The 22,264-nt window shown below is 56.1% G+C and carries 26 protein-coding genes; 10 read left to right on the forward strand and 16 right to left on the reverse strand.

Translation table 11 applies throughout. The annotated features are described in order from the left end of the window. Positions 1-2: 2 nt before the first annotated feature. The 7 genes from ED901_RS18895 to ED901_RS18925 all read right to left on the reverse strand — a co-directional run bounded on the left by ED901_RS18895 (position 3) and on the right by ED901_RS18925 (position 5,828). Positions 3-836, reverse strand: a complete 834-nt coding sequence (locus tag ED901_RS18895) for an ABC transporter ATP-binding protein (protein WP_122096866.1) — start codon at positions 834-836, stop codon at positions 3-5. After that, on the reverse strand, positions 836-1,627 hold the full coding sequence (locus tag ED901_RS18900) for an ATP-binding cassette domain-containing protein (RefSeq protein ID WP_371414331.1): 792 nt from the start codon (positions 1,625-1,627) through the stop codon (positions 836-838). The genes ED901_RS18895 and ED901_RS18900 overlap by 1 nt, the downstream gene beginning before the upstream one ends. Before the next feature lie 110 nt (positions 1,628-1,737). Next, positions 1,738-2,331 (reverse strand): membrane integrity-associated transporter subunit PqiC, encoded by a 594-nt coding sequence (locus ED901_RS18905; RefSeq protein WP_122096868.1) that lies wholly within the window; start codon positions 2,329-2,331, stop codon positions 1,738-1,740. Further along, positions 2,328-3,923: an intermembrane transport protein PqiB gene (locus ED901_RS18910; protein WP_122096869.1), complete on the reverse strand. Its 1,596-nt coding sequence runs from the start codon at positions 3,921-3,923 to the stop codon at positions 2,328-2,330. The genes ED901_RS18905 and ED901_RS18910 overlap by 4 nt, the downstream gene beginning before the upstream one ends. After that, positions 3,916-4,539, reverse strand: coding sequence for a paraquat-inducible protein A (locus ED901_RS18915; protein WP_122096870.1), 624 nt, complete (start codon positions 4,537-4,539; stop codon positions 3,916-3,918). Before ED901_RS18915 ends, ED901_RS18910 begins: the two co-directional genes overlap by 8 nt. Further along, positions 4,536-5,153: a paraquat-inducible protein A gene (locus ED901_RS18920; RefSeq protein ID WP_056779598.1), complete on the reverse strand. Its 618-nt coding sequence runs from the start codon at positions 5,151-5,153 to the stop codon at positions 4,536-4,538. The genes ED901_RS18915 and ED901_RS18920 overlap by 4 nt, the downstream gene beginning before the upstream one ends. A gap of 12 nt (positions 5,154-5,165) precedes the next feature. Beyond that, positions 5,166-5,828, reverse strand: a complete 663-nt coding sequence (locus ED901_RS18925) for a DUF3313 domain-containing protein (protein ID WP_122096871.1) — start codon at positions 5,826-5,828, stop codon at positions 5,166-5,168. A 260-nt stretch (positions 5,829-6,088) separates the two neighbouring features. On the opposite strand from ED901_RS18925, the gene ED901_RS18930 reads away from it, so the two are divergent. From ED901_RS18930 to ED901_RS18940, 3 genes are all read left to right on the forward strand, one after another. Then, positions 6,089-7,207 carry an ABC transporter substrate-binding protein gene (locus tag ED901_RS18930; protein WP_122096872.1) on the forward strand — a complete coding sequence of 373 codons (1,119 nt, stop codon included), beginning with the start codon at positions 6,089-6,091 and terminating at the stop codon, positions 7,205-7,207. A gap of 70 nt (positions 7,208-7,277) precedes the next feature. Beyond that, positions 7,278-8,330: an iron ABC transporter permease gene (locus ED901_RS18935; RefSeq protein ID WP_056779587.1), complete on the forward strand. Its 1,053-nt coding sequence runs from the start codon at positions 7,278-7,280 to the stop codon at positions 8,328-8,330. Continuing rightward, the gene (locus tag ED901_RS18940) at positions 8,327-9,109 is read left to right on the forward strand and encodes an ABC transporter ATP-binding protein (RefSeq protein WP_056779585.1); all 783 of its coding nucleotides are present in this window, start codon (positions 8,327-8,329) and stop codon (positions 9,107-9,109) included. Before ED901_RS18935 ends, ED901_RS18940 begins: the two co-directional genes overlap by 4 nt. A gap of 52 nt (positions 9,110-9,161) precedes the next feature. On the opposite strand, the gene dctP is transcribed toward ED901_RS18940, so the two are convergent. Further along, on the reverse strand, positions 9,162-10,199 hold the full coding sequence (gene dctP / locus ED901_RS18945) for a TRAP transporter substrate-binding protein DctP (protein ID WP_122096873.1): 1,038 nt from the start codon (positions 10,197-10,199) through the stop codon (positions 9,162-9,164). Positions 10,200-10,347: 148 nt separating this feature from the next. Continuing rightward, a complete protein-coding gene (locus ED901_RS18950; protein ID WP_122096874.1) occupies positions 10,348-12,762 on the reverse strand; it encodes a TonB-dependent receptor domain-containing protein in 2,415 nt (804 codons plus the stop codon). Positions 12,763-13,139: 377 nt separating this feature from the next. Between ED901_RS18950 and ED901_RS18960 the strand changes: the two genes are divergently transcribed. The 3 genes from ED901_RS18960 to ED901_RS18970 all read left to right on the forward strand — a co-directional run bounded on the left by ED901_RS18960 (position 13,140) and on the right by ED901_RS18970 (position 15,114). Next, the gene (locus ED901_RS18960) at positions 13,140-13,751 is read left to right on the forward strand and encodes a TetR/AcrR family transcriptional regulator (protein WP_122096876.1); all 612 of its coding nucleotides are present in this window, start codon (positions 13,140-13,142) and stop codon (positions 13,749-13,751) included. A gap of 68 nt (positions 13,752-13,819) precedes the next feature. Continuing rightward, complete coding sequence (locus ED901_RS18965) at positions 13,820-14,632, forward strand: siderophore-interacting protein (RefSeq protein WP_122096877.1); 813 nt, start codon at positions 13,820-13,822, stop codon at positions 14,630-14,632. Then, positions 14,632-15,114 carry a PadR family transcriptional regulator gene (locus tag ED901_RS18970; protein ID WP_056779567.1) on the forward strand — a complete coding sequence of 161 codons (483 nt, stop codon included), beginning with the start codon at positions 14,632-14,634 and terminating at the stop codon, positions 15,112-15,114. The genes ED901_RS18965 and ED901_RS18970 overlap by 1 nt, the downstream gene beginning before the upstream one ends. Before the next feature lie 55 nt (positions 15,115-15,169). Here the strand turns inward: ED901_RS18970 and map are convergent, their stop codons facing one another. After that, complete coding sequence (map, locus tag ED901_RS18975; RefSeq protein ID WP_122096878.1) at positions 15,170-15,970, reverse strand: type I methionyl aminopeptidase; 801 nt, start codon at positions 15,968-15,970, stop codon at positions 15,170-15,172. Next, positions 15,963-16,217, reverse strand: a complete 255-nt coding sequence (locus tag ED901_RS18980; RefSeq protein WP_056779560.1) for a ParD-like family protein — start codon at positions 16,215-16,217, stop codon at positions 15,963-15,965. The genes map and ED901_RS18980 overlap by 8 nt, the downstream gene beginning before the upstream one ends. A 159-nt stretch (positions 16,218-16,376) precedes the next feature. On the opposite strand from ED901_RS18980, the gene ED901_RS18985 reads away from it, so the two are divergent. Next, complete coding sequence (locus tag ED901_RS18985; RefSeq protein WP_056779557.1) at positions 16,377-16,766, forward strand: hypothetical protein; 390 nt, start codon at positions 16,377-16,379, stop codon at positions 16,764-16,766. 103 nt (positions 16,767-16,869) lie between these two features. Here the strand turns inward: ED901_RS18985 and ED901_RS18990 are convergent, their stop codons facing one another. Genes ED901_RS18990 through ED901_RS19000 form a run of 3 tightly spaced genes read right to left on the reverse strand, consistent with a single transcriptional unit; the run spans position 16,870 to position 18,642 of the window. Then, positions 16,870-17,151, reverse strand: coding sequence for a pentapeptide MXKDX repeat protein (locus ED901_RS18990; RefSeq protein ID WP_122096879.1), 282 nt, complete (start codon positions 17,149-17,151; stop codon positions 16,870-16,872). A 50-nt stretch (positions 17,152-17,201) separates the two neighbouring features. Further along, positions 17,202-18,005: a molybdopterin-dependent oxidoreductase gene (locus ED901_RS18995; RefSeq protein WP_122096880.1), complete on the reverse strand. Its 804-nt coding sequence runs from the start codon at positions 18,003-18,005 to the stop codon at positions 17,202-17,204. Positions 18,006-18,015: 10 nt separating this feature from the next. Further along, positions 18,016-18,642: a cytochrome b/b6 domain-containing protein gene (locus ED901_RS19000; protein WP_122096881.1), complete on the reverse strand. Its 627-nt coding sequence runs from the start codon at positions 18,640-18,642 to the stop codon at positions 18,016-18,018. Positions 18,643-18,794: 152 nt separating this feature from the next. Here ED901_RS19000 and ED901_RS19005 point away from each other — a divergent pair, with 152 nt between their 5' ends. The 3 genes from ED901_RS19005 to sugE all read left to right on the forward strand — a co-directional run bounded on the left by ED901_RS19005 (position 18,795) and on the right by sugE (position 21,407). Continuing rightward, positions 18,795-19,517: a response regulator transcription factor gene (locus ED901_RS19005; RefSeq protein WP_056779545.1), complete on the forward strand. Its 723-nt coding sequence runs from the start codon at positions 18,795-18,797 to the stop codon at positions 19,515-19,517. Between the two features lie 3 nt (positions 19,518-19,520). After that, a complete protein-coding gene (locus tag ED901_RS19010) occupies positions 19,521-20,987 on the forward strand; it encodes an ATP-binding protein (protein ID WP_056779543.1) in 1,467 nt (488 codons plus the stop codon). A 99-nt stretch (positions 20,988-21,086) separates the two neighbouring features. Continuing rightward, a complete protein-coding gene (sugE, locus tag ED901_RS19015) occupies positions 21,087-21,407 on the forward strand; it encodes a quaternary ammonium compound efflux SMR transporter SugE (protein ID WP_056779540.1) in 321 nt (106 codons plus the stop codon). Positions 21,408-21,467: 60 nt separating this feature from the next. Here the strand turns inward: sugE and ED901_RS19020 are convergent, their stop codons facing one another. After that, complete coding sequence (locus tag ED901_RS19020; protein ID WP_238485196.1) at positions 21,468-21,833, reverse strand: type II toxin-antitoxin system HicB family antitoxin; 366 nt, start codon at positions 21,831-21,833, stop codon at positions 21,468-21,470. Continuing rightward, the gene (locus ED901_RS19025; protein WP_240993972.1) at positions 21,830-22,156 is read right to left on the reverse strand and encodes a type II toxin-antitoxin system HicA family toxin; all 327 of its coding nucleotides are present in this window, start codon (positions 22,154-22,156) and stop codon (positions 21,830-21,832) included. Before ED901_RS19025 ends, ED901_RS19020 begins: the two co-directional genes overlap by 4 nt. Positions 22,157-22,264 lie beyond the last annotated feature (108 nt).

Here is a 22,264-nt window from a genome sequence, read left to right on the forward strand (position 1 = left end):
GGTTATCCATTAACGGTCAAAGGTAAATGTGGGATCGCCTGCAACAGCTGGCGGGTATGCGGGTGGTGCGGAGAATGCAGAATATCCTGTGTGGCGCGGTCTTCAATGATCTGGCCATCATGCATCACCAGCAGGCGTTCACACAGCCCGGCGACCATCGATATATCGTGCGTCACCATCATCAGGCCCATGCCATTTTGCTGTGTCACCTGTTGCAGAAGGTGTTTGATTTGCGCGCGCAGCGGCAAATCGAGCCCGCTGACCGGCTCGTCGGCAAGCAAAAATTCAGGGCGGATGGCGAGTGCTCTGGCAATCGCCACACGCTGCGCCTGCCCGCCGGAGAGCGCCCCCGCTTTGCGTTCAAGCAGGGTGTCACTCAGCCCGACCTGCGCCATCACTTCCCGCACCCGCGGGCCGACCGGCTCGCCCTCGCCGAGGCGTTTGAGCGGCTGTGCCACAATCTGACCGACGGTGTGATCCGGCGGTAACGACCCCGCCGGATCCTGCGGAATATATTGAACGCAACGCCGGAAATCGCGCAGCGAGCGGGCAGAACCGGGGCGAACCGGCACGCCGTGACAGAAAACCTCGCCGCTGTCCGGTGCTTCCATCGCCAGCATAATTTTCAGTAATGAAGATTTCCCGCAACCGGAGGCACCCACCAGCCCGACGCGCTCATGGCGGCCAATGCGCAGCGATAAATGCGAAAACAGCGTGTTGCGTTCAACCGGTGCCTGCCTTATGGCACGCCAGAAGGAGCGCGGCAGCGCGATATGACGGCTGACGTTGTGCAGATGCAGAAAAGGCTCAGTCACCAGATGCAGGGGAGAATTCATCAGACCGCCACTCCGCAGGCGGAGATGGCCGGAGAATGCAGTGTCGCGGCCTGTTTCGCGGCGTGAACCAGACGCTGGGTGTAAGGGTGTTGCGGGTGGCGCAGTAACTGCGTCATGGGCGCGGATTCCACCAGCTTGCCGTTTTCCATCACCAGTGCATGCTGACAAAGTTGTGCAGCAACCGCCACGTCGTGAGTGATAAACAGCAGCGCGCGAACCTCGCAGGCGTTGCGCATCACGTCTAAAACCCGTTGCTGGGTCAGCACATCGAGGGCAGTGGTGGGTTCGTCGGCAACCAGCAATGAGGAGGAAGATTGCATCGCCAGCGCGATACATAAGCGCTGGCGCTGGCCGCCGGAAAGCTCCGCCGGATAACGGGCCGAAAAATGCGGGATATCACCCAGCCCGACGGCACCGAGCATGGCGCTGATGTCACTTTCTCTGGCCTCGGGCAGGGCGAGGCGCAACTGTTTGCCCAGCGTCATCAGCGGGTTTAGCGCGGTGGAGGAGTCCTGAAACACCGTAGATACGCGGCCTGCCAGAGGGCGTGCCACCGGGTGTTTTCCGCAGACTTCCACGTCGTTGACGCGGATGCTGCCGCTGATTTTTGCCCCCGCAGGGGGAACGCCGGTGATACTTTTGGCGGTCAGCGATTTTCCGCAACCGGATGCACCCAGCAGACAAACGCGTTCACCCGCGTTCACGTGAAAGCTGAGATCGTCGATGCGTTTTTCCCCGGCGATCCACAGCGTCAGCCCTTCAACCGCAAGCACCGGTCGGCCATTTTTCATCCTGTCTGCTGTCATTCCCGTCAATCCGTCTTTCGCTGCTGATCATCTGATATGTGATAACATAACAAAATGTATCAATTTGATGCAAAAGGTTTTGTGATTTTCTTTCGTCAGCGGCACTGGCGCATTCTTATGCTCTCCGCCATGTCTTGTGCCACCTCGCGCATCAGCGACTGTTGCGCGCTGACCAGTCCGGCATAGCTTCCCCGCGCCGTTTGCTGATGTTGCGTGCGGCAGGTGAGGAGCTGTTCTTCGGCGGATCCTGCCGCAAAACTCAGCCGCCAGGTGACGGCAATGCTGGCGCGGTTTTCCGGCCAGGCATCGAAACGCTGAACCGCCACGCTGATGCCGACCACCGGTTTATCCTGCGGCGGCGTCAGCCCGCTGATCTCGGTGGTATTAAGCAAACGTTCCAGCTGGCCGGTAAGCGCGCTGCGCATTTCTTCCGGCAGCGGCGAGGCCCACAGGGCGTCATCGGACATCACCATTTCGCCGTCGCCTTTGCGCGTGACCAGTTGCGGCTGATTCAGCTGTTCCGGCACTGTCACCGGGTGAATGCGGATCACGAACGGCGCGACGGCCACGGCGGGCGGTGCGCTGTCGGCGGCGGTCACCAGCGTGTAATAGTGCGGCGGCGTGGAGGAGGCACAACCGCTGAGCAGCAGCAGGGCGCAGGCGGTGTTTACAGCAGCGGTAAGTTTCATGGGTGTTCCTTCGGGTCATTCTGTCTGCCGGTCAACAAAGCCTGCGGCTGACGCGTCAGTAAACCGCTCAGTGTGCGCAGGGAATAGAGCGTGCGCTGGAATTCGGCCAGCGTGCTGAAGAGCGGAGAGTCCGCCGCCAGCAGCGCCTGTGCGCCTTTCATCGTTTGATCCAGCTGGCGCAGGGTTTGCGTGGTTTGCGGCAACACCTGGCCGTTCACCTGAATCAGCGTCTGATTGAGATTGCCCAGCGTGGCGTTGAGATTATTGCCTATCGACTCAATGGGCATTTTCGACACTTTGCCGATGATGGTGGCGAGCTGTTCCTGCAAATGGTCGAAACCACCGTTCAGCGTCGGAATGCGCAAAGGGCGGGCGTTGAGATCGAAAGGCACCGGCGCGGCACCGGGAACAAAATCGAGCGAAATATACAACTGGCCGGTCAGTAAATTGCCGGTACGCGCCTGTGCCCGCAGGCCATGCTGCACCAGATCGCGCAGGAAAAAGGCCGCCTGTTTATCGCCATCTTTCTGCGGTTTAGGCAGCTTTTGCAGCACACGGCCTAAACGGTTCGGGTAAACCTCGAGCGTGACCACCGAAATAAAGCGTGAGCCCGCCGGTTCGAAATCCAGATCGATCGCCGTCACTTTGCCGAGCTTCACGCTGGAAAACTCCACCGGCGCGCCGGTTTGCATCCCGCGTAAGGACTGCTGAAAACGCAACTGAAGGATTTGCGGGGTGCCGTCCTGCGGGGCCATCGCCGAAGCCTGATCGTCTGCCAGATGAAAGACGCTGTGGCCGCCGGAAGGGAGAGACGCGCCACTTTCCGGCGGATTGGCAAACGCGATCCCGCCTGCTATCACCGAGGCCAGTGTCTGGGTTTTCAGCTGTAACCCGTCGGAATTCAATGACAAATCGACGCCGCTGGCATTCCAGAAACGGGTGGATGGCGTGACAAAACGGTCATAGGGGGCATCAATGAAAATATTCACACTCACGCCCTTGCCGTCCGGGCGCAGCGCGTAAGAAGAGACGCGGCCAACCGGTATCCGCCGGTAATAGACCGCCGAGCCGATATCCAGCGAACCCAGATCGTCGGCCACCACTTCAAACTGTTTGCCGGGCATGCCGTTTATCACCGTCGGCGGCGACTCCAGCCCCTGAAAAAGACTGCCGGATTTCTCAGAGGTGCCGGTGTCGAGACTGATGTACGCGCCCGACAGCAACGTATCAATGCCTGATATGCCGCCCATACCGACGCGCGGGCGAACCACCCAGAAACGGGTGTCGGCTTTCGCCAGATTTTGAGCATTCTTCATCAGCGATACCGTGACCAGAACGCGCTGGCTGTCAGGGCTTAACACAATAGATTTCACCAGCCCGACGGTAACGTCTTTGTATTTCACTTCGGTTTTACCGGCCTGTAATCCGCTGGCTGTCTGAAAGGTAATGGAGACTTCCGGCCCGGCGGACATCCAGAGCTGGATCAGCAAAAACAGGCCGGTGAACGCGGCGATCCCCGGCACCAGCCAGATAAGCGAGGGACGCCAGCGGCGCGGCAGGATCTCAGGCGGGGGTGAGTCGTGGTCAGTCATTCTTTTTATTTTCCCAAAGCAGACGCGGATCGAACGTCAGTGCGGCCAGCAGAGTGAACATCACCACTGCGCCAAAAAAAACAATGCCGATACGGGGTTCGGCGGTGCTGAAACCGGGGAACTGCACCAGCGCGGCGATGATCGCCACCACCATGACGTCGAGCATTGACCAGTAACCGACATGTTCCGTCAGGCGGAACAGGCGGGATCGAAAACGCTGGCCGCCGGTCTGCGGCCTTTTAGCCGCGATCAGCAGCCCGCCGAGGATCAGGAATTTGGCGCAGGGCACAACGACGCTGGCGACAAAAATGATCGCCGCGATGGCGTAATCACCGGAATTCCAGAATCCTGAGATTCCGCCAAGGATCGTGCTCTCCCCGCCGTGACCGGCAAAGCTGTTGTACATCACCGGCAAAAGATTGGCGGGCAGGTACAGCAGCAGACCGGTCAGCAGCAGCGCCCAGGTTTGCGACAGACTCTCCGGGTGACGGGGGTGCAGCGGCGTGTTGCAGCGCGGGCAGGGCAAATCCTGCACGGCCAGCACATGCTCACACACCAGCCCGCAGACAGGGCAGCGCACCAGACCCGCAGATAATGCCTGTCTGACCGGCTTCATCCGCGCTTCTCTTTCAGGGTTTTCAGTCTCCACAGCGAATGAAAATCCTGATGATTGATTACCGGGAGTAACAGGCATAATCCGAGCAGCGCCCAGGTGCCGGGGCCGGTGGTGATGTGCACCAGCCCGGAGAGTTTGATGGCGGCGATCAGAATGCTGAGCAGTGCCACTTCCGCCATGCTCCACGGCGCAAGCCCGGCCAGTAAACGCATGACGGGCGCGAAGCCCGGTGCGGTTTTATTCCGGCAGGCGTGCCACAGCACCCAGCCCAGCAGCAGGATTTGCAGGCACGGACAAACGATAATCAGCAACGCCAGCGGAATAGCCAGCGGCGAGGCGTAACTGTGCGCCAGCGCCATCGCAGTTTCCGCTAAGGTCGTCGCCTGCGACTGACCGTGAAACTGGATTTCCAGCACCGGAAACAGATTGGCGATGATAAAAAACACCGCCGCCGTCACCGTTAATGCCAGCCACTGTTCCAGACTCAGCCAGCTTCCCCGGTACAGCACGGCATGGCAGCGCTGACACCGCGCGGCCTCGCCGGACCGCACGGATTGTCGGGTATACAGGCTGTCGCAGTGTTTGCAAATGACCTGCTGCGGGTAGATTTTCATTCTGCGTCCCGTTTATTTCAGCTGTTCTTGCAGCTGTTCGGCGCCAATGTCGAGGCCGGTTTCAGCCGCGCTCAGCGCCCCCCAGCTCGCGCCGATGTTCAGCGAGTTCGGATACTGTTTGGCGATGTAAGCGCTGAGCAGCTGGTCAGACGTTGCATCGTAAATTTCCACCGCGTAACTCACTGAGCCGGTGAACGAGCCCTGTTTACCCCGGACGGACTGGACGATGTTGTACGGCCCGCCCATCAGATCGAAACGGGAAAACGTGCCCAGCACCGGCGTGGTGGTTTCGGCGCCGGTCAGCGTCAGGCGGATGCGCAAGGTGCCGGGCATCTTTGTCTGCGTCAGCGGGAAATGCTGACCGACACTTTTGCCAAATGCCTGGTGCATATAGTCCGCCAGCGCCTGCTTCTGTTCGGCGGAAACATCATCAAACTGGGCATCCGAACCCTGATAAATCACTACCGGATCGAGGATCGCTCTGGAGTATTTATTCCAGTCCGTCGGGATGCTGTAGCGGTATGAAATGTGGCCGGATTCATCCTGCGTATCAGGTTTCATCCGGGAGGAAGAGGTGACCCCGGTGTAGGGCACAGGCTGGGTGCTCGCGCACCCGGTGAGAAAAGCTAAAGAAATCAAGGCTGCCAAAGAATAGCCGTTCGTTAACGCAGACATTCGTCTTACCTTCTGTCAGGAGTCGCAGCGGGACGTCGGTTTGTTTTTACATCAAAACCGTACGGTACGGTATATTTATGAAGTAAGACTTTTCGTCTGTCAAGAAAATGTACACCCCGGTTCAGTTATGCACGGATTTCCACGCAGGCTGTGTTAAATCACTTGAAAGAAAATGTTTATTTGTGTAAATAAAAGCGTCAGACGTAATTGATAATCGTTTTCATTCAACTTGTTTTACTTATCCTGGGAAACTGAACTTCATGGCTGCACACACTCTTACCCTGCGCTCGCTGGCCTGCGCGTTGTCGTTCGCGACGCTGAGCCTCAGTGCTTCTGCTCTGGCAGAAATCAAAACCATTACCGACGTCATCGGGCGTCAGGTAAAAGTCGATCTCCCCGCCAAACGCGTGGTGGTGGGTTTTTATTTTGAAGATTACATGTCCGTCGGCGGCGAAAAGGCCTACGACTCGGTTGTCGGGATTTCACGCGAAGCGTGGGAAGGCTCGGTGCCGGCAAACTGGCAGATGCACGTTGCACATCGTCCGTCGCTGAAAGACATTCCTGACGTGGGCGAAGTTGAAGCGCAGAGTTTCTCGGTAGAAAAAGTGCTGAGTCTGAACCCGGATTTGCTGGTGCTGGCCGACTGGCAGTTTAAAGCGCTGGGCGGCGACGTGGCGCGCATCGAGAAGCAGGGCATTCCGGTGGTGGTCATCGATTATAACGCGCAAACCGTTGAGCGCCATGTGGCCTCAACCCGCGTGCTGGGCACGCTGACCGGGCAGGAAGCGCGCGCCGGTGAAATGGCGGATTTGTATGCCTCTTCCCTGAAAGAGGTGGCCGATCGCATCGCCGCCTCCGGTAAACCTAAGCCGAAAGTGTATGTGGAATTCGGAAACAAAGGGCCGGAAGAGTATTCGTTCACCTACGGTAAAAATATGTGGGGCGCGATGGCTACCGTGGCGGGCGGCGACAACATCGCTGCGCCGTTTGTTGAGTGGTGGGGGCCGATCAACCCGGAGCAGGTGCTGGCGTCAAAACCGGATGTGATCTTCATTTCAGGGCGTGAAAACAATAAAAATCCGTCAGCCCTGCCGATGGGCGGGGGCATCAGAAAAGCCGAAGCGCGTGAGAAGCTGAAAGGCTTTGAAAACCGTCGTGGCTGGGCTGAATTACCGGCAATCAAAAACGGCCAGTTGTACGGCGTCTATCAGGGCGCGTCCCGCACCCTCTCTGATTTCGCGATGGTGCAGTACATGGCGAAACAGCTTTATCCGGCACAGTTCAAAGATATGGATCCGCTGGCGAACTACCTGAACTTCTACAAAAAATATCTCCCTGTCACCCCGCAAGGCACGTTTGTGGTCGGCCTGAAAGACTGATCCTGAGGGGTGTGATACCGGGGCGCTGCCACTGAGCAGCGCTTCTTGCGTTTTCTGACAGGGGATTTTGATGACCATTTCCACCGGACGGAGCGAAGCGATTTCCGCTCACCGCGCACGTGAACGTAAACGCTGGCGCTACGTTCTGCTTTTTGTGCTGTTAACCGCCGTCAGCCTGGTGTTTGATATTGCCACCGGCCCGTCGATGTTGTCGCCTTCCGAAGTCATCCGCTCGCTGACCGGCATTGGCGAACGGGCAGCGATGACCGACGCCATCGTGCGTGAGTTCCGTTTGCCGATGGCGCTGATGGCGTTAGTGGTCGGTGCGGCTTTAGGCGCGGGCGGCGCGCAGATGCAGACATTGCTCAACAATCCGATGGCCAGCCCGTACACGCTTGGCATGGCCGCTGCGGCCGGGTTTGGCGCGGCACTGAGCCTGGCATTTGGCGGCTTCGGGCTGAACCCGATGATTTCCGTGCCGATCGGCGCGTTTATCTTTTCGATGATCGCCGCGCTGTTTCTGTTCATGCTGGCGTCAATGCGTACGGTCAGAACCGAAACCATCATTCTCGGCGGTATTGCCCTGCTGTTTTTGTTCCAGTCACTGTTGTCGCTGATTCAGTTTTTGTCGTCGCCCGAGCTTTCGCAGCAGATCTTATTCTGGCTGTTCGGCAGCCTGACCAAAGCAACCTGGCCGACGCTGGCGCTGACCGCGGTCACCACCCTGGTGTGCTGCCTGTTGCTGATGGCGGATTCGTGGAAACTGGCGGCGCTGCGCATGGGTGAAATGCGCGCGCTGAGTCTGGGCGTTAACGTCCGGCGGCTGCGGATGAAAATCCTGATCATCGTGGCGGTGATGACCGCGACGGCGACCAGTTTTGTGGGGGTGATCGGCTTTATCGGGCTGGTCGCGCCGCACATCGCCCGCATGATGGTGGGTGAGGATCAGCGCTTCTCTATGCCGATGTCGGTGCTCGCCGGGGCGCTGATGCTCTCGGCGGCATCGGTGTTGTCGAAGTCGATTGTGCCGGGGGCGTTATTTCCCGTGGGTATCGTGACGGCGATTGTCGGCGTGCCGTTCCTGTTGTGGCTTATCTTCGCACCGCGCAGGAGAACCCTATGATGTGGCTCGACAATGTGAATATTCACCGGCAGGGACGCACGATCATCGGCGGGGTCAGCACGCATCTGGAAGCCGGTAAAATCCATGTGATCATTGGCCCGAACGGCACCGGTAAAACCACGCTGCTCAACGCCATGTTTGGCGAACTGGCGCTGGCGGAAGGGCAGATCCGCTGCGGCGAACGCACACTCTCGCCCGGCAAAGTGCGGGGGAAATCGCTGCACGGCTGGCGTGATGCGATAGCCTATCTTCCTCAGGACACCACCGCCGATATCGACCTGACGGTGCTGGAAGTGGTGGTGCTCGGGCGGCTCGGCAAACTGGCGCTGCACATTGATGATGAAACGCTCGACGCCGCGATGCAGCGGCTGGAGCAGGCGGGCATCGCGCATCTTGCCGGGCGTGAAATCGCCTCGCTGAGCGGCGGGCAGCGGCAGATGGCGCTGTTTGCCCAGGTGATGATGCGTGAACCCGACGTCATGCTGCTGGACGAGCCGGTCAGCGCGCTGGATCTGAAACATCAGATGTCGTTGCTCAATCTGGTGCGTCGCGAAACCCGTGCGCGTGGCTGGGTGACGGTGATTGTGCTGCACGATCTCAATCTGGCCTGCCAGTACGCCGACAATTTACTGGTGGTCGCGCAGGGGAAAATTCAGGCCGCAGGTAAACCGCGTGACGTCGTGACGGCAGAGCTTATCGCACACACTTACGGCGTGGAGGTGGAGGTCTTGCAGGATCGCGCAGGAAATCCGGTGATCCAGCCGGTCAGCGGCGGGTAAAAGACATCAGACAGGGGCGGGGCGAACGCCTCTGTCTGACATTCGCCACAATTTACTTCATCACCTGCGTCATGATGTCAGTGACCTGTTGCATCGCCGGACCGGCGTCTTTCACGCCTGATACTTCCTGCCTGATCACCCAGTCGGCCTGAATCTCCCGATAACGCGTCACCTGTTGCCAGTGCGCCACTTCGCTGTGTCGCAGAACGCGCACCTTCGCCCCCTGTTTTCGCAGCGCTTCGAGCTGCGTTTCAAAGTGACTGTCCATCACTGAGCCGGCGGTTTGGTACGCGGTGCTGGCGGCGCGGGTGATGGCGTCTTTATCTTCCTGCGCCAGACTGTTCCAGACGTTCTGGTTCATCACCAGCAGATACACATGGCCGAGCCACAGCTCTTTTGAGACTAAAACGTCCGGTGCCATCTTGTGAATGTTGAGATCATAACCGCTGTCGACGTTGACCATAATGCCGTCCAGCGCGCCGGTCTTAAAGGCGTTAACCGTCTGTGCGCCCCACGGCATGGTCACCGGTTTTGCGCCCGCATTGCGCAGGAAATCCTGATGCCAGAAACTGGCTGAACGCCACGTGGTGCCGGTGATGTCTTCCAGATTTTTCAGCGGGTGCGTGCTGAAAAACGCCACCGGATAGCCGGTCGCAGAGAAGAGATTCACCACATTCTCTTTTTTAAGCTCCGCGCTGAATGCGGGGATTTCAGCAAACACGCGGCGGAAAAACGCGATCTGCTGAGCGCCCGAAGGCCCGACCGGAAAGCTTTTAAATATCTGATGCAGCGGTAACTGTTTAGCGGAATATTCCGGCACCACAATGCCGATATCAGCCGTTTTACCTTCGCCGACGGTGCGCAGCGCGCCGTAACCGGTGGAGAGTTCGCCGCCCCAATGGGCTTCAATTTTCAGGCGACCCTGAGATTCTTTTTCTATCGCCGGAAAAAGTACGTCTTCAATAAAGCGGGTACGCATCGCGCCCGCCGGTTCGTGATCGGTGTAGCGCAGGGTCGTGGTCGCCGAAACCGTGAGGGGTAACAGCAGCAGGGCGAGGGCCAGCGCGACGGGTTTTCTGATTAATTCCATGTAATCTCTCAAGGTAAAAAAGGAAAACGCCTATTCTGACGTTTCAGCATTGGGCGAAACGTGCGCGCCGACAGGTTTCATACGGATAACAAAAAAGGCGTCATGTTTGCACATGACGCCCCTGATTTTTACTGTGTGGAATTATCGTTTAGAAATCGACGTTAACGCCCAGCTGGAAGTTACGGCCCGGCATCACGGCCAGCGCTTTGTTGTAAGCATCCTGATTGGTGGTGTCTGTCAGCGTACGGCTGCTCAGGTAATCCCAGTATTTACGATCGGTGAGGTTGTACACGCCACCGTTGATTTTCACGTTCTTCGCCACCTGCCAGTACGCCGTCGCATCTACCATGCCGTAGCCCGGCACGTTCATGTAATCCACCGTGGAATCGGCGATTGGCGTGCCGCTGTTGGTGTAGCTCTGACGGTTAGTGGATTCGGCTTTTTTGCCTTTCACGAAGGTCGCCGTCAGCGCGGTGCCGTACACGCCGGACGGATCGTCCCACGCCACGCCTGCCACCAGTTTCATTGGCGGAACGCTGTCGAGATCGACGTATTTGTCTCCCGCATAGCTGGACTTCGACTGACCCTTCGCGTAACCCAGGGCGAAGGTGGTGCTCAGGCCATTCACATCGCTGAACCAGGCGCCGTAGTCAATTTTGGTGCTCAGCTCGCCGCCGTAGATGTACGCTTTATCGCGGTTTTCAGCCTGATAAATCGTATAAATGTTGGAGGGCACGTTGGTGAACATGTTGCCGTTGGCCGCACGGGTGTAGCGGGTGTTGGCGATGAAGTTCTTGTAGGTGTTGTAGAACACGGCGGTTTTGAAGCTCACGCCTTGCGTGGCTTCCCCTTTCACGCCCCATTCGAAGTTGTTGCTGGTTTCGGTTTTCAGATCGGTATTACCGATCAGCGCATACTGCGCAGCGCCCGCGTAAGACGAACCGAGGTTCCATGAGCCGTAAAGCTGGCTGGCATCCGGGAACTGTGCGCCGCGTTTGTATTGCAGATAGGTCATCAGTTTTGGCGTCAGATCATAAGTGAACGCCAGAGAAGGCAGAACCTGTGTATCCGTATTGGCTTTGCCGTACAGGGTGGAGACGGAATCTTCCGACACCACGTTGTTGGACAGGTCAGACAGGTCTGTCGATTTGGTGTTCTGATACGCCACGCGCACCGCAGGGATCACCGAGAAGTTATGGCCATCGAGGTCAAACTTCATGGTGTCTTGCAGGAAGCCGCCCAGAATGTAGCTGCGGCTGTTGGCTTCCGGCTGCATGGTGGTGGTGTAAATGCTCTGCTCAGGGCTTTCGCGGAACGGACGTTCGGTGTTGGATACGCGACCGTTGATCCCGGCGCTCAGCTCATGGCGGCCAAGGGTTTTCAGCCAGCTGGTTTCCGCGCCGTAGGTGTTGACGTCATAGTTGGAATAGACGTTCATCATCTGCTTGCTGGCGTTCGGCATGTAGGTGTTGTCGTGCGCCTGCGTGTACTGGTAATAGACTTTGGAAACCACGGCGTCAGCGAAATCGTTAAACGGCGTCCATTCGTCTTTCAGGCTCACGCCCCAGCGGCGGGTGTTACTTTGCTGCTGTGCGGTGCCGAGCACGGCGCTGCCTGCGCTGTTCCACGCATCGTAATGGGTGTGGTTTACTTTTTCGTAGTAATCCAGCGTACCGGTGAATTTGTGTTCATCGTTTGGCTGCCAGATCCCGGACGTCATAATCGCGTTGGAGTGCCAGTTGGCCGGATACGCGTCATGCGTATCGCTGTTGTTACGGGTTTCCTGACCGTCACGACGGCTGATCGCCACCAGCCCGCGCAGTTCCTGGTCGCCGGCGGCGGCAGTGATGCCGTTGTGCCATGAGCGATCGGAGGAGCTGTAATCTGACTGGTAACCGAAGTAGGTTTCTTTGCCCGGACGCAGATAATCGTCTGCGGATTTAGGCAGGAAGGAGACGGCACCGCCGATAGAGGTGTTGGCGCGCTCAGCCGAGGTGGCACCGGATTCAATATCCACCTGACCGTACATGTAGGGATCGATGTAGTCACGGCCAATGCCGAACGTGCCCAGACCGGCGCGGCTGGCGTAGGCACGGCCAGTGGCGCTGGGCTGCGGAATGCCGTCTACGTCGATGCTCACGCGGTTGCTTTCCAGACCACGAATGTTGTAGCCGGTGTAGCCGGCGCGGTCAAAGCCGCTTTTGCCGTTACCGGAACCGCCGCTGGAACCCGTTGCGCTGATCAGCGGTTCATAACGCATGATCGTACCGAAATCTTTACCGCCTTTTTTCTGCATGTCGGCGGCGGTGAGGGTGGTTTTCGAGCCCGGTTTTTTATCCGGCAGCGTCTCGGTAACCGTCATGACTTCTTCGTTGCTCTGCGCCAAATCCTGCGCGGTACGCACAGGTTTCTTCTTGGTCACTTCAGAAGAGGTCTGGTTTTGTGCCAGATCGGTGGTGTCTTTTACGGCTTCCGCTGCGTGTACGTTAAAAGTGGTGGTGAGAATCGTCCCCATAAAAACGACGTTTTTCACCAAACCCTGCTGTGAAAAGGATTTGAACATGTGTTTTTAGTCCTGCACTGATTTTTTAAGTTCTGCTCAACAAAACTGCCCTGCAAATTCTAAGACGCACTGGTGATTCTCTTCCTGAGAAAGCCTTTGTCCTTATAAAATATGGGTTTATTTTTTGCGATACCCATTTTGGCGTTGGTGCGAATGATAATGATACTGATAATTGTTATCAACAAAATGATAAAGATAAATGCGTTTCTTAACGGAATCTTTGCACTTCGTACGCCGCAAGGGGCGTTTCAGGCTGGCTTTACAACCCCTAAACCCGCAGTTAGAGTGAAGGTATACAAGAACTGTACCGTACAGTTTAGCGCCCGGCGGAGGCGATTCTCCCCTTGCCGGTGCCGGAAAATGTCTCAGGAGTGAAGATGAAAGTTCGTACCGAAGCCCGCAGGGAAGCGATCGTCGAAGCTGCCGCAACGTTGTTTCAGGAAATGGGCTACGAGCGTGCGTCAATGAACGAACTCGCCAGACGCCTCGGCGGTTCCAAAGCGACGCTTTACAGTTATTTCCCCTCGAAAGAGGCGCTGCTGGTCGCGGTGGTGAAAGCTTTTACGACCGGGCATCTTGCCGAAGCGGTTGACGGGCTGGACGTGGCTTTTGCCGAGCTGGATTTAGAAAACGTGCTGACGCGTTTTGGTGAACGCATGTTGCTGGTGCTGACCAACGACAGCACCGCGCTGGCGGTATACCGCATGGTGATCGCGGAATCCGGGCATTCGGACATCGGCACGCTGTTCCATGATTCAGGCCCGCGGGAATCCATCGGGGCGCTGGCCGCGTTTATGACGGTGGCGATGGAAAAAGGGCAACTGGCGAAGGCCGATCCGCACCTGCGCGCGCAGCAATTCCTGGCGCTGGTGACCGCTGAAACCAATATGCGCATCTATCAGCAAAACCCGGAACCGCTACAGATTGCCGAGATCCGCCAACTGGTGGTGAACGCCGTCGATATGTTTTTACGGGGCGGCGTGCGGTAAGGCACTTGCGTAAAACATTCCTAAGATATATCTTTCACGGCAACTGATTCCCTGAAAGAGAGAAGAACATGGAACAATATCGCACTGATTTACCTGCCGCTAACTTGCCGGTTCGCGTTAAAAACGAGCTGGCTTTTCGTGATCTCACCGTCAAGCGCACTGAAAATCTTGCAGGCTGCTTTAAGCGGATTGTCCTCGGCGGAGAAGATCTGAAAGGTTTTACCTCCCGTGGCTTTGATGATCACATCAAACTGTTTTTCCCTGCCACCCAGGGGGATGTGGTCACGCCGCCGGTGGCCACCGAAGAGGGCATTGTGTGGGGCGAGGGGCCGCGTCCGCTCAACCGCGAATACACGCCGCTGCATTTTGATGCGCAGGCCAACGAGTTAACGCTCGATTTTTACCTTCACGACGGCGGTGTCGCCAGTGAGTGGGCGGAGGGCGCGAAGCCCGGCGATAAGCTGATTATCGGCGGTCCGCGCGGTTCGTTGATCATTCCGATGGATTATCAATGGCAATTGTACGTGTGTGATGAAACCGGTCTTCCGGCGCTGAAACGCCGCCTGAGTGAGCTGAAACAGGCCGCGACAGGCGCGAAAATCACCGTGCTGGTGAAAGCCAGAGACGCCAGTTGTGTGCGCTATCTTGAAGACGAAAAAGACGTCAGCGTTGAGTGGATCATTGGCGCAGAAGACAGCGACGATCTTGAAACTGATGCCCTGATGCAGAAAGTCAAAAGCCTGACGCTGCCGGACAATGATTTTTATATCTGGGCCACCGGCGAAGGCAAACGGGTGAAAGCGCTGAACGACTATTTCACCGTCACTCAAAAATGCGATCCAGCCTATGTACGCTGCGTGGCTTACTGGCACAATAAATAATGCTGATGAATAAACATCGTCGCGAAAGAATGTTTGAAACCGGAGACATCCGGTTATTAATGCTGCATTTTCTAAAGCAGCGTCCGGCGCATGGTTATGAATTGATTAAGGCAATCGAGGAATTAGCCAAAGGCGAATACACACCGAGCGCCAGTATTATTTATCCCAATCTGACTTTTCTGGAAGAGCAGGCGTTAATCAGTTCTTCTCAGGAAGAGGGCGGTAAGAAGCAATATACGATCACCGCAGAAGGGGCCGAATCGCTGGCACAGCAGGGCGAATTACTGAATGCGGTAACCGGTAAACTGCATTCGCTGGCGATATTATCGAATAACCGCAGTATTCCGGAAATGCAGCGGGCCATTAATAATCTCCGCATGGCGTTAAACCTGCGGCTGGCGAAAGGCCCTGTCGGGCAGGATACGTTATTTAAAATTGTCGATGCGTTAGATCGCGCGACAAAAGACATTGAGCGCAGCTAAACCGCGCGCCAGAAAGCAAAACGCCTCCGGACGGAGGCGTTGTAGTATCAGAGCATCAATTCTCTTCAGGCCACGGCGTCAGGATCTCATAGCCCGTTTTCGTCACCGCAATCATATGTTCCCATTGCGCCGACAACGAGTGATCTTTGGTCACGACCGTCCAGCCATCGCCCAGCACTTTGTTCTGCTTCTTACCGGCATTGAGCATCGGCTCGATGGTAAACAGCATGCCTTCCTGTAGCACCAGCCCGCGGTTTTGCTCGCCGTAATGCAGCACCTGCGGATCTTCGTGATAACCCATGCCGATACCGTGACCGCAATACTCTTCCACAATGGAGAAGCCTTCGCGGTGTGCCACGGCGGCGATGGCAAAGCCGACATCGCCCAGCGTCGCGCCAGGGCGTACCACTTCAATACCGGCCATCATTGCTTCAAACGTGGTGTCCACCAGACGGCGCGCCATAATGGAGGGTTCACCGGCGTAATACATGCGGCTGGTGTCGCCGTACCAGCCGTCTTTGATCAGCGCCACGTCAATATTGACGATATCGCCTTTTTTCAGCGCCTTGTCGGAAGGAATGCCGTGGCAAATCACATGATTAATGGAAGTGCAGACAGTCTTCTGATAGCCCTGATAGCCAATATTGGCCGGGATCGCCTGCAGTTCATCAACGATAAAATCGTGGCAAATGCGGTCCAGCTCATTGGTGGTGACACCCGGTACGACGTAAGGGGTGATCATGTGCAGCACGCGGGCGGCCAGTTTTCCGGCGATGCGGGCTTTATCGATGCCTTCCGGGGTTTTGATCATCCGGTTGTTATTAACGAAATACCTGCTGTCTAAACCACTATTCATTGCTTGCCTTCCTGTGTGTGCCACCCACGTTTAACAGCGTGCGGATACTGCCGGTGTTTTCATCCGACTCCAGACTGCATTGCACCAGCAGCCGCGAAATTTCACTGTGCGTCATGTCCGGATGGGTTTCCATCAGCATGCCTATTTTCATCCAGTGTTCCGCCTGCGCATTCATCGAACGCGTATAGGCCAGACTGGCGATACGCAGATTTTCATGCATCAGTTCTGAAATCTTAATGATACCCATCGGGCGACCTCGGCAGTATACGAATCATATATGTTTCGTATACTACGCAAAATATCCCCTAAACTCAACCGGCGCATGTCATGACACCTTTCAGCCAATGGCGTATATTGTGGCGACTTTTCAGTCTCTTATCGCCAATGATAAATTCAAAAGGTTTACATGAAATCTACAAGTAAGTTACTTATTGGGCTGGTGTGCATTTTTTCACTGGCAGGGTGCTCGCGTACTGAACCGGTATTAACGCCACACACCACCATTACCACGCATAATTCGGAAGACCAGATTAAAACCGCGATCATGAGCGCCGGATTAAACCGTGGCTGGATCATGACTGCTGGCGGACCGGGCGTGATCAACGGCCGTCTGAACAACCGTGATCACGTGGCGAATATCCGCGTTAATTACACCCAAAACAGCTACACCATTAATTATGTGAGCAGTTCTAATCTGCTGGCAGAGAAGGGTGAAATCCACCGCGGGTATAATCACTGGGTGAATAATCTCGATAACGATATTCAGATCCGTCTGGCTTCCACTGCCGCGAAATAACGTTTTTTGCCTGAATGCAGGCTGCTGAGACAAAGCAAAACGCCTCCGCGATAACAGACGGAGGCGTTTTTTTATGCCTGAGGTTCAGGCAGCGGGAGCCGGATTACTGGCCGGACGGCTCTTTTTTCATCGCATCTTTAGACATGTTGTCTTTGGACATGGTGTCCTTCGACATACTGTCTTTTTTCATGTGATCTTTTGACATGCAGTCTTTGCCCATGCTGTCTTTCGCCATGGTATTTTTGCTCATGCTGTCTTTTTTCATGCAGTCTTTCGACATGTGGCCCATGGTGTCTTTTTTCGCCATAGCGTCAGCGGCATAAGTGGTGCTGACCGCACCCATCATCAGACAAGCAGACATCATCATTACGGTTAATTTTTTCATGGTCATTCCTTCTTTCAGGTTTTAAGAGACAAAGGTTTTGTGTGGCGTGTTCAGCTTCCGCCGAACCAGTTGTAGCCCTGATCTTCCCAGTAGCCACCGGTGAATGTGTTCGTTATTTCAATCACTTCTATATGCTTGGGGTTTTTGTAACCCAGCTTGGTTGGCATTCTCAGTTTCATCGGGAAACCGTATTTTCGTGGCAGGATCTGCCCGTCATAAGTCAGCGCCAGCAGGGTTTGCGGATGCAGCGCCGTCGCCATATCAATGCTGGTGTAATACTGATCTGCGCATTTAAAGCTGACATATTCTGCCGTGAGATCTGCCCCAATCAGGCGGAGAAAATCCCCGAACGGCACGCCGCCCCATTTCCCGATCGCGCTCCAGCCTTCAACACAAATGTGGCGCGTGACCTGGCTGACCTGCGCCATCTTGTACAGCGTTGGCAGTGACCATTCGCGTTTATCCAGCGCCAGACCGGCGATTTTCAGGCGATAAGCGTTGCCGTCGACTTCCGGTGCGTCGTCTTCGGCGTAAAACGCATTAAACGGAAACGGACGGGTGATCATCGATTCGGCATACACCGGCGCGAGACGCGTCGAACCGAACAGCCAGCCCTGTACGCGGTCGTTAAAGCCCGAAATCTTACCGAGCGCGTTTTCCACGCTGGCGTTATCGCTGATGTCGCAACCGGTCAGCATCGCCACGCCGCCGAGGGTCAGTCCGCGCTGTAAAAACAGGCGACGCGAGGGCGCATCCAGCTGACGGATAATCTGTTTCTGCGCTTCCTGCACAATGGCTTCGCTGTCCGACGGGCTAAAAATCTGGCTGATACTTTTTTTGATGATGTTTTTCATCGGGTTTTCCTTAACGTCCGCGGATCATGGCGATCAGCGTTTTTGGCACCAGCGCCACCATCACTAGATGCAGCACCACAAATCCCACCAGCGAGGCCATCGCCAGAAAATGCACGTAACGTGCGGTATCGAAGCCGCCCATCAGTTCGCGAAGCAGGGGAAACTGCACCGATTTCCACACCACCAGCCCGGAAAGCACCAGCACGATGCCGTCAAACATCACGAACACATAAGCAGCGCGCTGCACCATGTTGTAGTGGCGTAAATCGCTGTGTGACAGCGTGCCGCGAAGCGCCGCCCGCAGATCGTTGAAAATACCGCGCGGGGTCAGCGGCCAGAATTTCTGTTTCAGGCGGCCGGTGAAAATATTCATCAGCAGGTAAAACAATCCGTTAAAACCAAACAGCCACATACCGGCGAAATGCCACTGAATCGCGCCGCCCAGCCAGCCGCCGAGCGTCACGGTGGAGGGGAAATCAAAATCAAACAGCGGTGAAGCGTTATAAATCTGCCAGCCACTGGTCACCATAATCAGCACCGCCAGCGCGTTCAGCCAGTGCGTCAGGCGCAGCCATAAGGGATGAACCGTGGCCGGGGCTGGTTTCACCGCCGGAGGTAACGTTGTGTGTGTTGTCATGATGTCTGCCCGCCATCTGCCCTGTTGATGTCATCAGTATCCGGCGGATTTGTTCCCGAAGACCTCACGCAAAGTTAAATTAAATGTGATAACTCTGAGGCATTCGCTTGTGTAGACTCAGGGAAGAGATTGGAAGCAAGGGTTGAGAAAAAATGGATAAAACGAAGAAGATCCTGATTGTCGAAGACGACGGTGATATTGCGGATTTACTCAGTCTGCATCTGCGTGATGAAGGCTATGAAATTACCCACGCCGCTGACGGCAATCTGGGTGTGGCGCTGCTGGAAAAAGGCGGGTGGGATGCCCTGATCCTCGATCTGATGCTGCCGGGCGTTGACGGGCTGGAGATTTGTCGCCGTGCCCGCAACATGACGCGTTATACGCCGATCATCATCATCAGCGCGCGCTCCAGTGAAGTACACCGCGTGCTGGGGCTGGAGCTGGGGGCTGACGACTATCTGGCAAAACCCTTTTCCATGCTCGAACTGGTGGCGCGGGTCAAGGCGCTGTTCCGCCGTCAGGAAGCCATGAGCCGCAACATGAAGATGGATGCGGGCACGCTGAGTTTCTCCGGGCTGGCGATAGACCCGATCGCGCGCGAAGTGGTGCTCAATCATCAGCCGGTGGAGCTGACGCCGCGTGAGTTTGATCTGTTGTATTTCTTCGCCAAAAATCCCGGCAAAGTGTTCTCGCGCCTCAGCCTGCTGAATCAGGTCTGGGGCTATGAGCACGAAGGGTATGAGCATACGGTGAACACCCACATTAACCGGCTGCGCATCAAGATAGAAACCAATCCGGCCGAGCCGGAACGTATTCTGACCGTGTGGGGAAAAGGCTATAAATTCGCGTCTTCCGTTGAAGAGGCGCAAGGGTAAATCATGAAAAATCTCACGCTGGCACAAAGACTGACACTGGTATTTACCTTGCTGCTGATCGCCTGCTGCGCGCTTTCCGGCTACATGCAGGTGCGCTCGAGCAATCAGTACAGTCAGGCGGTGATCCAGCGTTTGTCGGCTAATCTTGCCACGCAGATCGCCGCCAATAATCCGCTGCTCAGCCAGGGCGACTGGGATCCGAAAGCGGTGCATTCGCTGTTCAACCAGCTGATGGCGGTGAATCCGAGCGTCGAAGTGTATCTGCTCGATAACAACGGCAACATCGTCGGCAATGCCGCGCCCGCGGGGCGGCTGCAACAGCAAAAGATCGATCTGAAACCGGTCACCGCGCTGTTGCAGGGCGCGAAAATGCCGGTGTACGGCGACAACCCGCGTGATCCGCAAACCCGTCAGGTGTTCAGCGCGGCGCCGTTGCAGGTGGACGGCGTGACCAAAGGCTACGTGTATATTGTCCTGCTGGGTGATGAATACACCGCGCTGACCAGCGACGCACAATATCAGTCGGCCATTTATCTGGCGCTGCGCTCGATGGGGCTGGTGGCGCTTTTTGGCCTGCTGGCCGGTGCGCTGGCATTCCGCTGGGTGACGCGTCCGGTGCGTAAACTGACGCAACAGATCGCCCGCCTTGACAGCGGCGGTATGGCCGCCATTCAGGCACTGGCGAAAAGCGAACCGCCGGCCGGTGCGCCGCGCGATGAAGTGGCGCAGCTGCAACTGGCGTTTGTCGCGCTGGCAAAACGTATCGATCAGCAATGGCAAAGCCTGATGGTGCAGGATCAACAGCGCCGTGAATTTATCGCCAATATTTCCCACGATTTGCGCACGCCGCTGACCTCGTTGCATGGTTATCTGGAAACGCTGTCAGTAAAATCGGACCACCTGAGCAACGAAGACCGGCAGCGTTATCTCAACATTGCCCTGACGCAGAGTAAAAAAGTCGGGCGTCTGGCGCAGGAGTTATTCGAACTGGCCCGTCTGGAATATGGCGTGGTAAAGCCGCAAAAAGAGCCGTTTTCCCTGTGCGAACTGGTGCAGGACGTCTTCCAGAAATTCGAACTGGCGACCGAAACGCGCGGGCAAAAACTGCTGGCAGATATCACGCCGGGCATTCCGCTGGTGAATGCCGATCTGGGGATGATCGAGCGCGTGCTGACCAATCTGCTGGATAACGCCATCCGCCACACGCCGCAAGGCGGCACTATCGAAATCAAACTGTGGAAGAGTGAAGGGCAGGTGATGGTGCAACTGAAAGACTCCGGGCCGGGCATTGCGGCGGAGCTGAAAGACAGTCTGTTCGTGAGGCCGTCGATCCTCAGTGCCAATAAACACCGGGCAGGCGGGCTCGGGCTGATGATTGTGCGCCGCATTCTGCAACTGCACGGCAGCGATATCCGGCTTATTGAAGAGCCACAGCGCGGCGCGTGTTTCCAGTTTTCTGTGCCGGTGTGAAACTCTGCGTTATAATTTTCTCTCACAACGCTGACTGGACGACCAGAGATTCGGCATTACTCTTCAGGGACGACCCTGGCACGGTAAAAAGGACAGGTTATGGCCTGGGTATATTTGTTTTTCGCGGGAATTTTCGAAGTGGTCTGGTCGGTGGCGATGAAAGAGTCTCACGGTTTCAGCCGCCTTGTTCCCAGTATTATCACCATCGTTTTTATGCTGCTCAGCTTCGCGCTGCTCTCTGTTGCCATGAAAACCCTGCCGCTCGGCACGTCTTACACCGTCTGGGTCGGCATCGGTGCGGTGGGCGCCTTTATCCTCGGCGTGACCCTGTTTGGCGAGAGCCTCAGCCCGCTGCGGGTCGTCGCCGCGCTGCTGATTTTTTCCGGCGTAGTATTGCTGAAGTTTGCGACAAAAGATTAAGTGACCGGTTAAGTCAATCAAAAGCCGCTCAGGAGAATGAGCGGCTTTTTGTATTGCGGGCTAGAGAGCGATCAATGCAGAGTATTCATACTTCATTAACACCAGATCAGCGCCTTCACTGAGCAAATCGTTAATTGAACGTCCGGTGGCTTGAGCGGCCAGTGCTAATGCCGCATGTTGTGGAGGTGCCAGCCGGGTAGTCACCTTGCCACTGAACGTTTTTACCGGGGCGATACCTTTCTCTTCACACACTTCCAGAAACACCCGCAGCGATGTTTTACCTTCTTCTTTCAGCTTTTCAACGCTGTCCGCGTAGAAATCTGCACCCCCGTTAAGGTGAAGAAATTCGCCACGGAACATTTCAATTTCCGGATCGTAGGTAACGACGGCAATGTGACCGTCGATTTTCATTGTGTTGTTCATCATGGTTTATATCCTAATCTTTCTAACCATTTTCTGACGGAAGACACCGCGCCTTTATCAGTTTCCGGTTGTGGGTGAGGCCGGTGGAAGACCTGAACTTCATCATCCAAAATCACCGCCATACGCGAGCCTTCCCTTTCTTCAATTTCTCCGCCCAGTGCTCCTGGCAGGGCTTCTATATCTGACCATTTAATTGACGGATTTACCGGTCTGGAAAATACAGAGACAAGAACCCGTTTATGCTTTGCTGACAACCCTGTCAGCCGGGGATTAGGTACGGCAGTCATTATTTGCATAACGCATATGATACCAAAAAGTGACACCATAACCAGTCTCTGGTGTCATTTCATAGTGTCATTATTGCCTCTTTTTCCTTCAGGCTGGTGTTGTGATGAGGTGTGGGGGCTGGTAGCAGAGAGGGTCTGACTGGCACG

The organism is Rahnella sp. Larv3_ips (assembly GCF_003697865.1).
Taxonomy (GTDB): Bacteria; Pseudomonadota; Gammaproteobacteria; order Enterobacterales; family Enterobacteriaceae; genus Rahnella; species Rahnella rivi.